This is a genomic window from Ruegeria sp. HKCCSA071, assembly GCF_017872555.1.
Lineage (GTDB): Bacteria > Pseudomonadota > Alphaproteobacteria > Rhodobacterales > Rhodobacteraceae > Ruegeria.
The window spans coordinates 1332111-1346733 of record NZ_JAEDOX010000001.1; the positions used below are offsets into that span (position 1 = coordinate 1332111).

General features: G+C 57.5%; 16 protein-coding genes. 5 read left to right on the forward strand and 11 right to left on the reverse strand.

All coding sequences use genetic code 11. The features are described 5' to 3' along the window. Positions 1-36 precede the first annotated feature (36 nt). Positions 37-1815: an SLC13 family permease gene (locus I9188_RS06600; RefSeq protein ID WP_209504606.1), complete on the reverse strand. Its 1779-nt coding sequence runs from the start codon at positions 1813-1815 to the stop codon at positions 37-39. Between the two features lie 87 nt (positions 1816-1902). Beyond that, complete coding sequence (locus tag I9188_RS06605) at positions 1903-2718, reverse strand: TIGR00282 family metallophosphoesterase (protein WP_209504607.1); 816 nt, start codon at positions 2716-2718, stop codon at positions 1903-1905. A gap of 130 nt (positions 2719-2848) precedes the next feature. On the opposite strand from I9188_RS06605, the gene I9188_RS06610 reads away from it, so the two are divergent. Next, positions 2849-3076: a DUF333 domain-containing protein gene (locus I9188_RS06610; protein WP_209599575.1), complete on the forward strand. Its 228-nt coding sequence runs from the start codon at positions 2849-2851 to the stop codon at positions 3074-3076. A gap of 3 nt (positions 3077-3079) precedes the next feature. On the opposite strand, the gene I9188_RS06615 is transcribed toward I9188_RS06610, so the two are convergent. Continuing rightward, on the reverse strand, positions 3080-3637 hold the full coding sequence (locus tag I9188_RS06615; protein ID WP_209504609.1) for a 5-formyltetrahydrofolate cyclo-ligase: 558 nt from the start codon (positions 3635-3637) through the stop codon (positions 3080-3082). Then, positions 3634-5028, reverse strand: coding sequence for a magnesium transporter (gene mgtE, locus I9188_RS06620; RefSeq protein WP_209504610.1), 1395 nt, complete (start codon positions 5026-5028; stop codon positions 3634-3636). Before mgtE ends, I9188_RS06615 begins: the two co-directional genes overlap by 4 nt. A gap of 139 nt (positions 5029-5167) precedes the next feature. Between mgtE and guaD the strand changes: the two genes are divergently transcribed. Next, on the forward strand, positions 5168-6454 hold the full coding sequence (gene guaD, locus I9188_RS06625) for a guanine deaminase (protein WP_209504611.1): 1287 nt from the start codon (positions 5168-5170) through the stop codon (positions 6452-6454). On the opposite strand, the gene I9188_RS06630 is transcribed toward guaD, so the two are convergent. From I9188_RS06630 to I9188_RS06640, 3 genes are all read right to left on the reverse strand, one after another. Then, complete coding sequence (locus I9188_RS06630; RefSeq protein ID WP_209504612.1) at positions 6451-7785, reverse strand: 8-oxoguanine deaminase; 1335 nt, start codon at positions 7783-7785, stop codon at positions 6451-6453. The two genes, guaD and I9188_RS06630, sit on opposite strands and share 4 nt — an antisense overlap. Before the next feature lie 114 nt (positions 7786-7899). Next, positions 7900-8691 carry a histidinol-phosphatase gene (gene hisN / locus I9188_RS06635; RefSeq protein ID WP_209504613.1) on the reverse strand — a complete coding sequence of 264 codons (792 nt, stop codon included), beginning with the start codon at positions 8689-8691 and terminating at the stop codon, positions 7900-7902. A 45-nt stretch (positions 8692-8736) separates the two neighbouring features. Then, on the reverse strand, positions 8737-9108 hold the full coding sequence (locus I9188_RS06640; protein WP_209504614.1) for a helix-turn-helix transcriptional regulator: 372 nt from the start codon (positions 9106-9108) through the stop codon (positions 8737-8739). Between the two features lie 339 nt (positions 9109-9447). On the opposite strand from I9188_RS06640, the gene I9188_RS06645 reads away from it, so the two are divergent. After that, positions 9448-10404: an NADPH:quinone oxidoreductase family protein gene (locus I9188_RS06645; protein WP_209504615.1), complete on the forward strand. Its 957-nt coding sequence runs from the start codon at positions 9448-9450 to the stop codon at positions 10402-10404. A 6-nt stretch (positions 10405-10410) separates the two neighbouring features. Here the strand turns inward: I9188_RS06645 and I9188_RS06650 are convergent, their stop codons facing one another. Continuing rightward, positions 10411-11292 carry a LysR family transcriptional regulator gene (locus tag I9188_RS06650; RefSeq protein WP_209504616.1) on the reverse strand — a complete coding sequence of 294 codons (882 nt, stop codon included), beginning with the start codon at positions 11290-11292 and terminating at the stop codon, positions 10411-10413. A 127-nt stretch (positions 11293-11419) separates the two neighbouring features. Here I9188_RS06650 and I9188_RS06655 point away from each other — a divergent pair, with 127 nt between their 5' ends. Both I9188_RS06655 and I9188_RS06660 read left to right on the forward strand, forming a co-directional pair. Then, positions 11420-11629, forward strand: coding sequence for a DUF1127 domain-containing protein (locus tag I9188_RS06655; RefSeq protein ID WP_209504617.1), 210 nt, complete (start codon positions 11420-11422; stop codon positions 11627-11629). A gap of 182 nt (positions 11630-11811) precedes the next feature. Beyond that, a complete protein-coding gene (locus I9188_RS06660; RefSeq protein ID WP_209504618.1) occupies positions 11812-12588 on the forward strand; it encodes a Bax inhibitor-1/YccA family protein in 777 nt (258 codons plus the stop codon). Between the two features lie 187 nt (positions 12589-12775). Here the strand turns inward: I9188_RS06660 and I9188_RS06665 are convergent, their stop codons facing one another. The 3 genes from I9188_RS06665 to I9188_RS06675 form a co-directional block, all read right to left on the reverse strand. Then, positions 12776-13282 carry a hypothetical protein gene (locus tag I9188_RS06665; protein WP_209504619.1) on the reverse strand — a complete coding sequence of 169 codons (507 nt, stop codon included), beginning with the start codon at positions 13280-13282 and terminating at the stop codon, positions 12776-12778. Positions 13283-13498: 216 nt separating this feature from the next. Next, positions 13499-13666, reverse strand: coding sequence for a 50S ribosomal protein L33 (gene rpmG / locus I9188_RS06670; RefSeq protein ID WP_037309480.1), 168 nt, complete (start codon positions 13664-13666; stop codon positions 13499-13501). 126 nt (positions 13667-13792) lie between these two features. After that, entirely contained in the window at positions 13793-14500 is a 708-nt protein-coding gene (locus I9188_RS06675; RefSeq protein ID WP_209504620.1) for a DUF533 domain-containing protein, read from the reverse strand. Between the last annotated feature and the right edge of the window lie 123 nt (positions 14501-14623).

The window sequence follows — 14623 nt, forward strand, 5'->3', positions numbered from 1 at the left end:
GATGCGCTTCGACAAAGTGGCAATTCTGCGCCGAAATCACAAAGGCCAGATCAACGGAATAAGCAGCGATGCCAGCAATCCGACTGTCAGATTTAGCGGAACACCGACCTTCATGAAATCGGTGAACCTGTAACCGCCGGGGCCGTAGACCATCATGTTAGTCTGGTATCCGATCGGTGTTGCGAACGATGCCGAAGCCGCCACCATAACCGCAACCACCAACGGGCGCGGGTCCATTCCGACGGCCTGGGCCAGCCCGATGGCAATAGGCGTGACCACAACCGCAACCGCATTGTTGGAAACCAGTTCGGTCAGCACCGAGGTCAGCAGATAGATCGCCCAGATGATCAGGAAGGGCGGCAAAGCGCTTAATCCCGGTGCCACGGCCTCGACAATCAGTGAAACCGCGCCAGAGCTGTCCAGTGACGCACCGATGGCGAGCATCGCGAAGATCAGCGCCAACAGGCGACCTTCAACAAAGGAAAACGCCTCGTCTGCATCGATGCAGCGGGTCAGAAGAACCACGGCTACGGCCACAATCGACAGCAGCAGGATCGGCGCGACACCCAATGCCGCCAGGACGACGATCCCGACCAGCGCGCCAATTGCAATCGGCGCATGGCTGCGACGGAAGGCGCGTGCAGAGGGTTGGCTGACATCCACCATGTCCATGTCCGCCGCTAGGCGCTGGATATCTGCCGGGGCGCCCTCCAGCAGTAATGTATCCCCGACCCGCACCACCAGGTCATCCAACTGACGGCCGATATTCTGATTACGGCGGTGAACGGCCAGCACATAGACACCGTACCGGCGCCGCAACCGCAGCATTCCCAATGTCCGCCCCACCATCCGGCATCCGGGTGTGATCAGCACCTCGACCGTCTTGGTCTCGACAGCGGAAACCTGATCCACGCGCTTGAGCTCTTTGTTGGTCTGAAGGCTAAGAAGTTCCGTCATCTCGGTCCGCAGGACCACGCGGTCACCGACCTGCAATTCGACGCCCTTCAGATTGCGCCGCAGCGATTCATCGCCCCGGACCACGTCGATCAGTCGCACGCCGGGGCGTTTGAACAACTGAACGCCGGTCACTTCACGCCCGATCAGGTTGCTGTCAGGCGGAATGACCGCTTCAGTGAAAAACTTCATTCTGGACCGGTCGCTAAGCAACGAGGCCATGCTGTCCCGCTCGGGCAGCAATCTGGGGGCGATGAAACGCAGATAGATCATGCCGTAGATCACCAGTGCAATCCCCAGCGGCGTGACCTCGAATATCGTGAATGCTTTCATCCCCTGCGCACGGGCCACACCATCCACCAGCAGGTTGGTGGACGTTCCGATCAGTGTCAGTGTCCCGCCAAGAATGGCGGCATAACTGAGTGGAATTAGCAGCTTTGACGCGGGTACATTCAGCGTGCGGGCGATCTGAACAAAAACCGGGATCATGACCACAACAACGGGCGTGTTCGACACAAAAGCCGATGCCAGCACGACAAACCCCATCAGCAAACCGATGGCGATGCGCGGGTTGACCTGTGCCTGCCTTTGCGCGGTCGATGTGAAGGCGTCCAAGGCCCCGGTCCGCACCAAGGCCCCCATGATGATGAACATCGCCGCAATCGTCCAAGGCGCGGGATTGGACAAGACCGCCAGCGCGCTTTGATAGGGCAATATCCCTGTGACCAGCATCAGTGAGACACCGCCGATGGCCACGACCTCGGTCGGATAAACCTCGCGCAGGAACATGACGAACATGCTCGCAACAATCAGCAGCGCCAGAATCGCGCTGCCCGTCTCTGTCAGTGGAAGGAAATGCATTCGTGGTATTCTGTCCGAACCCTGGCCCAAGCGCCTGATGACATGCAGTTTCACGCATTGCGCGTGGCAGAGCAAGCCCGACGTTCGTTAATCAGGCCCGGCTTGTTCCAAACGCCCACCAACGCGCACCATGCGAACAGATTTGGCCTGGCCGTCGCGATCATCCGTTTCGACAAAAACGCCGCTCAGCGTGGCCTCACCATTGGCGGGGGTAAATCGGGTCTTGGGCATCCCGGTTATGAACCGGCGCATCGGTTCCTGCTTGTCCATACCAATGACCGAGTCATAGTCGCCGCACATGCCCGCATCCGTCAGATAGCCTGTGCCACCCGGCAGAATTTGTGAATCCGCTGTCGGTACATGGGTATGTGTGCCCACCACAAGGCTGGCACGCTTGTCGCAATAGTGACCCATGGCCATCTTCTCAGACGTCGCTTCGCAATGCATATCGACGATGATAGCCTGAGCCTGTCCACCCCGTGGGTGCGACTTCAGGATAGGTTCAATGGCCGAGAACGGGTCGTCAAATGGCCGTTTCATAAATACCTGCCCCAGCACCTGCACCACCAGAACCTTGCGCCCGCCGGGTGCGTTGAACAGCCGGTGCCCCCGCCCCGGTGCGCCCTTGGCATAGTTCACCGGGCGCACGATGCGCTGTTCTTTCTCGATATATTGCAGCATGTCTTTCTGGTCGAACGCATGATCGCCCAATGTCAGGCAATCTGCCCCGGCATCCAGCAGCAGCTTGGCGTGATCGCCGCTTAACCCCATGCCGTTCGACGCGTTTTCGCCATTGACCACAACGAAATCCAGCCGCCATTCGTCGCGCAGGCGCGGCAAATGCTGCTGAACGGCCGCGCGCCCCGCGCGCCCCATGACATCACCAAGAAACAAAATCCTCATGATCCGGGTCGTAGGGGCTGTGCTGGGCAATAACAAGGCGGAACCGTGAAATTTAAGTTGAGCCCGAACTTGAAATTGCATGCAGGCGCGGCAAAATCATAGCCATGCGCATAAGTCAAAAGGACATGTTGTGAAATTATTGGCAATACTGACAGTCGGCCTTGTGGCCGCTTCGGGCGTTATGGCCCAAGGTACGAAGACATCCATGCCCAACCCCGCCGCGACCTTTTGCATCGAGAATGATGGGGTTTACCAACTTCGGAAGAACGAAGACGGAAGCGTCTTTGGGGTCTGCATCCTGAAAGACGGCACCGAGGTGGATGCCTGGGATTACTTGCGCAGCCATTTCGAACAGTAGCAGCTAGAACGTCAGCACCCGGCTTTCCGTGACAACCATGTCCAGCGGCTGATCGGTCGGCTCCAGCGGCAGATCCTGCGCCTCTTGCGCGTCAAAAGCGAAACCGATTGCCATTGTCGCGCGCTTGCCTCGCAATCCTTCCAGCGTGCGGTCATAAAATCCACCACCATATCCAAGGCGCCCGCCGTTGGCATCAAAAGCCACCAGCGGCACAATCAGAATTTCGGGATCGAAATAATCATCAACCTCAGGCACTTTGGCGCCGAATGGGCCGTCTTTCAGCGGTCCTTCTGGCGTCCAGCGCGAAAATTTCAGAGGTTTTCCAGCGGCTTGGATCACGGGAACACCGACAAGTCCATAAGCCGCAGCTTCAGCCATGGCAGACACCGGGTCGATCTCGGTTCGGATTGGCATGTAGCCTGACAAGGGCACGCCGCGATAACCCGCCAGAACCTCGGACAAACGTCCGGCCGCACCGGGAACACGCGTGTCGAACGCGACTTTGCGGCGCGCAAACGCCGCTTTGCGTGCAGCCGCTTTGATTTCTGTCAGATCGGTCACAATAGCACCACACTGGCAAGCCCAAGAAAGATGAAGAACCCCATGACATCGGTTGTGGTTGTCACAAAGGTTCCTGAAGCCAGCGCCGGGTCAATTCCCAGACGATCCAGCACCACCGGTACTACCGTACCTGCAAAGCCCGCGATGATCATGTTCACGACCAAGGCTGACCCAATCACGACACCCAGCCAAGGTGAACCGAACCACAGCATTCCCACGGTCCCCAGCACAATGGCAAAACAGAGCCCGTTCAACATGCCCACCAGCAGTTCCCGCCTGATAACGCGCATCACGTTTGAATTGGTCAGGTCGCGTGTCGCCAATGCGCGCACTGCAACGGTCAGCGACTGAGTACCCGCATTGCCCCCCATGGATGCTACAATCGGCATCAGGATGGCCAGCGCGACAAGCTGGTCAATAGCCGCCGCAAATTGCGAGATAACCAACGAGGCACAGATTGCCGTGCACAGGTTTACCGCCAGCCAGGGCAACCGTCGCCGACTGGTCGCCGCGACACTATCTGACAGAGAGCTTTCGTCGCTCACACCGGCAAGGCGCAGGATGTCTTCTTCGTGCTCTTCATCCAGAACGACCATCGCGTCATCGATGGTGATCACACCAACCAGACGCCCATCGGCATCCACCACGGGGGCCGAGATCAGGTGATACTGGTTGAAGGCATAAGCCACGTCCTCCTCGTCCTGATCAACGGGGATGATGTGAAACTCCTCTTCCGCCAGATCGCACAACGGCACTTCGCGTCGGGACGCCATCAGCTTGCCCAATGTCACCTGCGCCGTTGGCTTCAGACGCGGATCGACCAGAACAACATGATAGAACTGCTCGGGCAGATCGTCATTGGCACGCATAAAGTCGATGGCCTGACCGACGGTCCAATGCTCGGGCGCCATGACGACCTCGCGCTGCATCAAACGACCAGCCGAATTCTCGGGATAGGCAAGCGCTTGTTGCGCTGCTAGCCGCTCGGAATCTTCGAGCGCGCCCAGAATGGTCTCCTGCTGCGGTTCCTCAAGGTCTTCCAGAAGGTCAACGACGTCGTCGCTTTCCATCTCGCGCACGGCTTCCGCCAGAACCTCGGGAGTCAGGACGGCGATGATTTCCTCGCGAACCGATTCATCCAGTTCAGACAGGATGTCGCCGTCAAATTCCTTGTCATAAAGCCGGATCAGCCGCGCCCGATCATAAGGATTGATCTGCTCCAAAAGGTCAGCGATATCGGCCGCGTGCAGCGGCTCCATCAGCTCAATCAGCTTGTCGCGATCATCCACATCGACGGCGTATAGGATCGCCGCCACGGTCCGGCGATCCAGCGCATACGCGTCATCGTCCTGGGGCAGATCGTGTTCGGCTTGATCACTGCCTGTCGTCATGCGCTGACCCCTTCGTTCGGCGATTGGCCCCTAAATAGAAGAAGCAGCTACCAGAAAACAATGACAATGCGCCGATTTACCCACTTCTTTCGTCTGCCTATGCTACAGCGTGGTCCCAAACAGGTGGAGAACAGGGCAAATGGCGCAAAAGACGCTTTTGAAAGGGCACGTTCTGAGTTTCACAGGCTCACCCTTTGACGGAGAGCCAACCGAAGCGACCCGGCTGGACGAAGCGGTCGTGATTGACAAAGGGCGCGTTGCTGATGTCGGAGCGTCTGATGCGCTGATGCGGCGTCACCCTGATGCCGTCATCAAGGACCATAGCAATCACCTGATCATCGCGGGTTTCGTTGACCCGCATGTGCACTACCCGCAGACGGCCATGATCGCCAGTTGGGGGAAGCGGTTGATCGACTGGCTGAACACCTACACCTTCCCCGAAGAGATGAAGTTTGGTGATCCTGAATACGCCTCTGAAATCGCCAACCGTTATCTGGATCTGACTGCCGCCCATGGCACAACGACGATGTGCAGTTTTTGCACAATCCACCCCGAAAGCGTGGATGCCTTTTTCACTGCCGCGCAGCAACGGGGACAACGTGTGGTCGCGGGCAAGACCTGCATGGACCGCAATGCGCCTGAAGGTCTGCGTGACACGGCCCAGACAGCCTATGACCAATCTGCCGCGCTGCTTGAGAAATGGCACCGTGTCGACCGCCTGTCTTATGCCATCACGCCCCGGTTTTCGCCTACGTCCACTCCTGAACAGCTTGAGGCCATGGGCGCGCTTTGGGCGGAACATCCCCATTGCCTGATGCAAACACACCTGAGCGAGCAGACAGACGAAATCGAGTGGGTCCGCTCCCTGTTCCCCGATGCCCGGGACTATCTGGACACTTACGAAAAGTTCGGGCTGCTGGGGCAGAACGGACTTTATGGGCATGTCATCCATCTGGAAGATCGGGAACGCGATCGTCTGCGCGAGGTTGATGCGTCACTGATCCACTGCCCCACCTCGAACACCTTCATAGGGTCGGGTCTGTTCGACATGAACGGCTTGATCCATGATGGCCACCGGATCGGTTTGGCAACAGATACCGGTGGCGGATCAAGTTTTTCAATGCTGCGCACCATGGCTGCCGCCTATGAAATAGGTCAGTTGCGTGGGCGACCCCTGCATCCGGCGCAATTGCTGTGGCTGGGTACGGTCGGGTCGGCGCGCAGCCTGCGGATGGATGATTGTATCGGCAACATTGCGCCGGGAATGGAGGCGGATCTGGTCGTGATTGATCTCGCCTCGACCCCGGCCATCGCCCAGCGCGAAGCTTGCGCAAACGATGTTTGGGAGGCCATCTTCCCTACCATCATGATGGGTGATGATCGGGCTGTGGCCGAGGTCTGGATCGGTGGGCGGCAGGCCGCCTAGGCCTGCAACTCCTTGGCAAGACTGTTTTGACGCTCAATCACGCGGGGCAGGTCAATCGTCGTGATATGCCCATCCCGCACGATCTGGCGGCCTTCGACAAACAGGTGCTTTACCTGCATCGGACCTGCAAGAAGCAGAGCTGCCGGGTCCCAACTGCCTGCGCTTTCGACACAGCGCATATCCCAAACAGCGACATCCGCACGTTTTCCCGGCATAAGCCGCCCGCAATCGGGACGCCCCAGCACATCGGCCCCGCCACGTGTCGCAATCTCCAACGCTTCACGGGCCGACATCGCATCTGCCCCATTGACCACCCGCTGCAACAGCAGCGCCTGCCTAGCCTCAAGCATCAGATTGCCGTTGTCATTACTGGCCGAACCATCAGCGCCGAGACCCACCTTTACCCCCGCATCGCGCATCGTCCGCACCGGCGCGATGCCTGATCCCAGACGGCAGTTCGAACATGGGCAATGAGCGACACCCGTTTTCGTACGTGAAAACAGATCAATCTCGGCCCCGTCCAACTTGACACAATGGGCGTGCCACACATCCGGGCCAGTCCAACCCAGATCTTCGGCGTATTGACCGGGCCGACAACCGAACTGAGCCTGTGAATAGGCGATATCTTCATCGTTTTCAGCCAGATGCGTATGCAACATCACACCTTTGTCCCGTGCCAGAAGGGCTGCATCGCGCATCAGGTCCCGGCTGACCGAGAACGGTGAACACGGGGCCAGACCCACACGGCACATCGATCCTTCTGACGGATCGTGAAACGCATCCACGACACGGATCATGTCGTCCAGTATGGCTGTTTCTTCTTCAACCAGACTGTCCGGTGGCAGGCCGCCATCGCTTTCACCAATGCTCATCGCGCCGCGTGTTGGGTGAAATCGAATCTCCAACTCGGATGCGGCAGCAATCGTATCCTCCAGCCGCGAACCATTGGGGTAGAGGTACAGGTGATCAGAACTGAGCGTACAGCCTGACAGTGCCAGCTCTGCCAAACCGATCTGGGCCGAGGTGAACATCTCGTCTGGACCGAACTTCGCCCAAATCGGATAGAGTGTCTGAAGCCACCCGAACAGCAATGCGTCCTGCCCGCCCGGCACCGCGCGGGTCAACGTTTGGTAAAGATGGTGATGAGTGTTCACCAGCCCGGGTGTCACCAGACAGCCCGAAACATCGTGAACCTCGCCTTGTGCCTGCAATCCCTGCCCGATTCCCGCGATCTGGCCGTCGCGGATCAAAATGTCAGCCCCGGGGAGTTCCTGCCGGGACTCGTCCATCGTCAGGATCAGGTCAGCATTTTTGAGTAGGATTTCTGTCATGTCGCGCTCCTGAATCTGCCCGTCTCTTGCAAGGAGTGCGAAGGTCGGTGGAAAACGGGCTCAAGAACCGACTGTCTATTATGTACCCGCCATCGGGATCTGCGACAACAGGTTTCAGAACCGACGCAGGATCTGAAGCGCCTCTGCATGAATCTCTGCGTTGGCTGCGGCCAATGCACGACCGCCCTCATGCGCCGGGCCGCCTTGCCAGTCGGTCACAATTCCACCGGCCGCCTGAATAACCGCAATAGGGGCCTGAATATCATACGAGTTCAGCCCTGCTTCGATCACCAGATCCGCCTGCCCAGCGGCCAACAAGGCATAAGCGTAGCAGTCCATTCCATACCGGGTCAGTTGCACCTGTTCCGATACGGCCTGAAACCCGGCCCGGTCATCCGGGGTGCCGACTTCAGGAAAAGTGGTGAACAGCGTCGCTTGCGCCAGAGATTTCGTCCCCCGTGTTTGCAGCTTACTGGTCCCCAGCGGCCCTTTAAGCTGCGCACCAGCAGTCGATCCGACAAAGCGTTCGCCAATGTAGGGCTGATCAATCACCCCCATGATCGGCCCATCTGCTGTGCTGAGCGCGATCAGAACGCCCCAGGTTGGTGTACCACTGATAAACCCGCGCGTCCCGTCGATGGGGTCCAAGACCCAGGTTCGGCCGCTGCTGCCTTTGTGCGCACCGTATTCTTCACCCAACACGCCATCTTCGGGGCGCAACCGGGACAGAACCTCTCGCATGGCTTTTTCGGCGGCCCGGTCCGCCACGGTGACGGGGTCGAACCCATCGGTCAGCTTGTTCGCAGTTTCCAGATTGGTCTGACGAAAAAAAGGAAGAATGGCCGCGCGTGCCGCTTCGGCCATTTCTTCTGCAATTTCAATGTCGCTTAAACTCGCCGGATGCATGGCACTCTGGTGCGGGCATTACCTGGCAAAGTCAAGCCGGTCTGATCAGGCGACGTCGCTGAGGACACGTGCAAGTTCAAACAGGCGGCGGCGCTGGTTTTCCGGAATTGCGTAGTAAGAGCGGACAAGATCCAAGGCTTCTTTATCGCCCATCAGATCAGCTGGAACAGATTTCTTTTCCGAGCTGCTTTTCTGGGCTTCTTCCAATCCTTCGAAGAAGAAGCTGACCGGAACATCCAATGCCTCGGCAATGTCCCACAGGCGCGACGCGCTGATTCGGTTGGCTCCGGTCTCATATTTCTGGATCTGCTGGAACTTGATACCAACTTGCTGCGCCAACTGTTGCTGGGTCATCCCAATCAGCCAGCGGCGATGCCGAACGCGCTTGCCCACATGAACATCGACGTGATGAGTCATTGGTATTCTCCTCTACTACACACATTTGTACGGGATCGTGCGACGTCCGATATCGCAATACCAAGAGGGCTCCCCTTAAACGCCCCCTGATCCGGACTGTGCCGTCCCCCGTTTACCAGCACTGATAGTCTATATTGCCCGTTTTAAATTTTTTTTCAAGCTGGTTGAATCGATCCCCCCTCACAAGGGCTGTGGTTGTATGCGTCAAATGCCCTGCCCGCTTTTCGCGTGGCCCGGTTGGACATGCGACAGATTTGCAGTCGTTTCGGGGCGCCGCGCATAAGGAATTGACATCTTGCACAGCCCACGTGCCTATGCCCCAAACACGTGAGGAGCCAAATGAAGGCCTATTGTATTCGATCTGACGGGGCAGTTGCCCAGCTGTGCGATGTACCGAAACCCGAACCGGGTGAAGGTCAGGTGCGGGTTGCGATCAAAGCCTGCGGTTTGAATTTCGCTGATCTGTTGATGCAGAAAGGCACGTATCAGGATACACCGCCTGCACCGTTTACTTTGGGTATGGAAATCGCCGGTGTCGTGGATGCCATAGGTCCAGATGTGTCCACCCTGAAACTAGGCGACCGGATTGCCGTCTATTCCGGTCAGGGAGGGCTCGCAGAATTTGGCGTATTCGATGCCGATCGCGCGATCCCGTTGCCGGGCACGACCCGTTTCGAAGACGCCGCTGCGATCCAGATTGCCTATGGCACCAGCCACATGGCGCTTGACCACCGCGCCCGACTGCAACCCGGCGAGACGCTTCTGGTTACCGGCGCAGCGGGCGGTGTCGGGCTGACCGCAGTTGAAATCGGCAAGCTCATGGGCGCCACCGTCATCGCACAGGCCCGCGGCCTCGAAAAGCTGGCCGTTGCACGCGCCGCAGGGGCCGACCACCTGATTGATGCCTCAGAGGATCTGAGGGATCGGGTCAGATCGCTTGGCGGCGCGGATGTCGTTTATGACGCAATCGGCGGCGATGTGTTCAAGGCGGCCTTTCGCGCCACCAATCCTGAAGGCCGCCTGCTGCCCATCGGATTTGCCGGGGGAGATGTTCCGCAAATCCCCGCCAATCATCTGCTGGTCAAGAACCTGACCGTGATCGGCTTTTACATTGGCGGGTATTTGAAGTTCCGGCCGGAAGCCGTACGCGAAAGCTTTGGCACCCTTTTCCGCTGGCACGCCGAGGGCCGTATCAATCCGCACATTAGCCACGTCTTGCCTCTTGATGAGGTCGCGCAGGGCATGCGGTTGCTGAAAGAGCGGAAATCGACGGGCAAAATCGTGATCACCCCCTGACCGCAATCAACCCACCACGGCACGCAGTTGCGTTCCCGCAAGCAGGCGGAAGTTCTGACGCACCAACTGCGCCAGTGCTTCGACAACCGCGTCTCGACCCGGCTCGCCACCATACAGGTTGATCATATGCGCAGGCAGGTCCGGTAGCGCACCGCCGCCTTCGATCTGCTCAAGATGTGCGGCTTCGGTACCTTCCAGTGCCGCATACACTGCCAGATCAGCACTGACTGTGGCCTCGATTGTGCGGTCGTTTTCAGTTTCCACCGACAACTCCCAGGGAATACCGGCTGCATCCAGCGCGGATATCACCTGTGGTCGAAACAAGCAGCGACGTCCAAGTGCCAAAGGTAGCGGACGCTTGCGCCAGGCTGACCCGCCCGGTGCACCTATCCAGCGCAAGGGCAGCTCTGCAATGGTTTCCGCACCGTCCACCGACGACGGTTCCGTTGTCAGGATCACGTCACATTCACCGCGTTTGTACATATCTTTCAACTGCAAGGAATAAGACGACACCAGCTGAACTCTGACCCGCGGGAAATCCGCGTTGAATCGTTGCAGGACCCTGGGGATGGCCGGGTAAACTATGTCGTGAGGAACCCCCAACACCACCTCACCTTCAAAGGCCTGATCGGTCAGTTTCGAGATGACCTCATCATTCAATGCGATCATGCGGCGCGCATAAGCCAGCAATTGTTCACCGGACGCGGTCAGGGCAATCGTTCTGCCACTGCGGTCCAGCAACTGCAGGCCAAGCAACTCCTCCAGCCGTTTCAACTGCATCGAGACCGCAGATTGCGTCAGATGCAGGAACCCGGCAGCGCGTGTCACTCCCCCCTGATCTGCCACAGCAACAAATGAGCGCAGGGTTGTGATGTCCAGATTCCGCATCTTCACAATTCCTTATGGGTTTCATCAAAAATATTCGTTTTTAAAATATGTCATACTCTCCCATATCAATCAAGGAAATTGATGAAGACAAGCGAAACCATCGAAAAGAGACGAAAGGACAATAAATATGACCCAAATTGCCATTCATCGCCCCTGCAAGCAGAAAAAGCAATCACTCAGCACTATCATCAGGCGTGCTGTTTCCCTGAAGCGTCAACGCCGCCAGCTGGCGCGACTTGATAATCGCGCCCTTCAGGACATCGGAATCTCCAGATCAGAGGCCGACGCCGAAGCCAGACGCTTCGTCTGGGACGCGCCGGATTTCTGGCAGAAATGATGCAAATACAAATCTTTAGTTCATGAGTGGCGGTCACTTGTTACGGATCGCCACTTTTGTTGCGTAAATTAGTTGGTTTTCCGCGGTAAATACTTGAAACACAGCCCTGAGTTGCCGATATTTGCCTAGAACGCTTCCCGCACAGCCGGGGGCTGCATAATTATGTAAAGGGAGACCCTTTGATGGCACAATTCGACACGATCCGGACGGCGGCCGGCGCGCGCGCTGCCGAGATTGATGAGGGCCTGCGCGCCCATATGAACAAAGTCTATGGCACTATGTCCGTAGGCATGCTGATCACATTCGCAGCAGCCTGGGCCATCGCGGGCCTGGCAACCACTAGCGATCCGTCAGCCGCGGCGGCACAGTTGAATGCCGATACCTATCTGACATCGCTGGGCTATAGCATTTACGCATCGCCCCTGCGCTGGGTCATCATGTTTGCACCCCTGCTGTTTGTCTTCGGCTTCAGCGCCGGGATCAACCGTATGTCGGCGGCCGCCGCACAGCTGGTGTTCTACGTTTTTGCAGCGGTGATGGGCGTTTCGATCAGCTGGATTTTCCTTGTTTTCACCGGTGAGTCAGTCATTCAGGTCTTCCTGATCACCGCAATCGCGTTCGCGGGCCTTTCCCTGTATGGTTACACAACCAAGAAAGACTTGTCCGCCATGGGCACTTTCCTGATGATGGGCCTGATCGGCCTGATCGTCGCGATGGTTGTGAACATCTTTCTGGCGTCTTCGGCGGTTGCCTTTGCAATCTCGGCCATCGGCGTTCTGATCTTCGCGGGCCTGACCGCCTATGACACCCAGAATATCAAGAACACATACTTGCAAATGGCCCATAGTGGCGATCAGGAATGGCTGGGCAAGGCCGCTATCATGGGCGCGTTGAACCTGTACCTGGATTTCATCAACCTGTTCATGTTCCTGCTGCAATTCTTGGGTAACCGCGAGTAATTGCAAACCAATGTAAGGGATAAAGGCCGGTCGTCAGACCGGCCTTTTTTCGTTTAGAACCAACTGATGATCGCGCTTGCCCGATGCACAAGTCCTTCCAGACAAAGCTTTGGCGTCCGCGCGTACCCAGACAAGAAAAAGCCCCCACCAGATCGGCGAGGGCTTGATACATCAGAAGGTATGAGATTTAGCTGCAGTTCAACGGCACCGCAAAGCCCGAACTACGCTCGGACGTGCCTTTGCGGAACACATCACCAGCAGGCAGGCACCCGGTAAAACGCTCGGCCTCTTGCGCAAAACCAACACCGATCGAGTTGTCGACTTTTACGCTGTTCGTCGGCGTGCGAAGGACACCAAACAAGGTTCCGTTGACGCTGACGGTGCTCAGGAACAGGTTCGTATCGCTGCCTTGTAGCTGAACCGCATTGTCCGGCGTCCGCCCGCCATTGTCGATAGCAACGGCTGCCACCTTGGAGGGGTCCACTTCATCAGCCAATAGAGTAACGGTCTGAAGTTCTGCCAGCTCAGCCGGGACATTCGTTTCAGGCGGCAAAAAAGCAACGGCTCCGGGGACGTCGGAAATCGTGCGGGGTTCGCCATCGATTCCGGTAAACCCGACACCTTCACGGTTGAACGGGTCTTCACAAGCCGCCAAAGTCAGAACGGCTATTGTGGATAACAAGATTTTTTTCATGGCGGTCAACATTTTGTGGCGGTTTGCTCAAGCGTACTTGCAGGTCGGCACAAAAAGCAAGCCACAGCCAATGCGATTGCATCGGTGGCTGATGCGCTCCTGCAACGGCCCCAGATGGGTATGTTGATGTTCTTGGCAACCAACCACCGGAATTCAGCACAAAAAAAGGCTCTGCCAAGCAGAGCCTTTTTGGAAAGTCCAAATGGAACGGAAAGATTACTTGATCTTGCCTTCCTTGTACTCGACATGCTTGCGAACGACCGGATCGTATTTACGAATGGTCATTTTCTCGGTCATGGTGCGCGCGTTCTTTTTGGTCACGTAGAAGTGGCCCGTGCCCGCGGTCGAGTTCAGACGGATCTTGATTGTCGTCGGCTTCGCCATGGTTATCTCCTGCGTCCGGAAAGGCAGGGGCCTTTCGGTTGAATTCCTATGAGCGTGCGCTTTTACGCGCTACGCTGTGCATGTCAAGGCCAATCGGACAACCCAGCACAGGAATCGGGCACAGATTTAACCCGGTAACGTTGGTGCACCCATATAGCTGTGAATCTGGTCTCTTTCACTGTCCGAAAGACCCAGCGCAGTGGACAATTGCCGCAAATATGCGGCCTCGCGATCGTTGTCCAACCGTATTGCCGCCAGAGATGTCGCATAAATCTGCGTTCTGAGAGGCGCCCCAGAATCAGCTGCCAGGCCCATGACATCGACGGGTGCGTTCAGTTGTTCCTGCACAAATGCGCGTTCCTCGTCACTGATGTCATCGCCCAACTCTCCGAGGATCGTTTCTTTCTCGTGCTCGTCCAGCTCGCCGTCTGCCTTGGCCGCCTGAATCATCGCCCGCAACATGAGCTTGGCCTGAGCTTCCATCGCGGCACCGGCTGGTGTTTCGCCAAACACGGTCTCCATCATGTCGGTGGTCTGCTGGCTGCCCGTTCTGGCCGCCCCCTGCATCGCATTCAAAAGCCCGCCAAGACCGGCGGCACCGGCGGAACTGCCCCCCAACCCCATCTTGCCCATCATATCCTGGAGGCCTGTCGCACCTCCGGGAAGGCCGAACTGTTCGGCCATCTTGCCGAGCTGTTCCATGCCAAGGCCACCGCCTGCGCCTTGCATCATGTCCTGCAAGCCAGCCATTCCGCCCATTTTCTGGTATTTTTCCAGCCCCTTCGCGGCTGCGAAACCAACTGCAACGGACGCAAGTGTCTTCATAAAGCTCATGACAATCCTCCCGGTTTTTCAAAATATGCCCCAATTCTATCAGAGGAATGCAAAGGCGAATACCACGTTCAACCCCCACGGGATTCTGGACTGTATTTCCAAGCCGGTGAGGACCGGACGGCA

Excerpts from the sequence above, each read along its gene's own strand:
- I9188_RS06630 (WP_209504612.1), bottom strand. The coding sequence starts at position 7,785 with ATGACAGAAATCCTACTCAAAAATGCTGACCTGATCCTGACGATGGAC.
- I9188_RS06645 (WP_209504615.1), top strand. The coding sequence starts at position 9,448 with ATGAAGGCCTATTGTATTCGATCTGACGGGGCAGTTGCCCAGCTGTGC.
- I9188_RS06650 (WP_209504616.1), bottom strand. The coding sequence starts at position 11,292 with ATGCGGAATCTGGACATCACAACCCTGCGCTCATTTGTTGCTGTGGCA.
- mgtE (WP_209504610.1), bottom strand. The coding sequence starts at position 5,028 with ATGACGACAGGCAGTGATCAAGCCGAACACGATCTGCCCCAGGACGAT.
- I9188_RS06675 (WP_209504620.1), bottom strand. The coding sequence starts at position 14,500 with ATGAGCTTTATGAAGACACTTGCGTCCGTTGCAGTTGGTTTCGCAGCC.
- guaD (WP_209504611.1), top strand. The coding sequence starts at position 5,168 with ATGGCGCAAAAGACGCTTTTGAAAGGGCACGTTCTGAGTTTCACAGGC.
- rpmG (WP_037309480.1), bottom strand. The coding sequence starts at position 13,666 with ATGGCGAAGCCGACGACAATCAAGATCCGTCTGAACTCGACCGCGGGC.
- I9188_RS06640 (WP_209504614.1), bottom strand. The coding sequence starts at position 9,108 with ATGACTCATCACGTCGATGTTCATGTGGGCAAGCGCGTTCGGCATCGC.
- I9188_RS06600 (WP_209504606.1), bottom strand. The coding sequence starts at position 1,815 with ATGCATTTCCTTCCACTGACAGAGACGGGCAGCGCGATTCTGGCGCTG.
- I9188_RS06605 (WP_209504607.1), bottom strand. The coding sequence starts at position 2,718 with ATGAGGATTTTGTTTCTTGGTGATGTCATGGGGCGCGCGGGGCGCGCG.
- I9188_RS06665 (WP_209504619.1), bottom strand. The coding sequence starts at position 13,282 with ATGAAAAAAATCTTGTTATCCACAATAGCCGTTCTGACTTTGGCGGCT.
- hisN (WP_209504613.1), bottom strand. The coding sequence starts at position 8,691 with ATGCATCCGGCGAGTTTAAGCGACATTGAAATTGCAGAAGAAATGGCC.
- I9188_RS06660 (WP_209504618.1), top strand. The coding sequence starts at position 11,812 with ATGGCACAATTCGACACGATCCGGACGGCGGCCGGCGCGCGCGCTGCC.
- I9188_RS06655 (WP_209504617.1), top strand. The coding sequence starts at position 11,420 with ATGACCCAAATTGCCATTCATCGCCCCTGCAAGCAGAAAAAGCAATCA.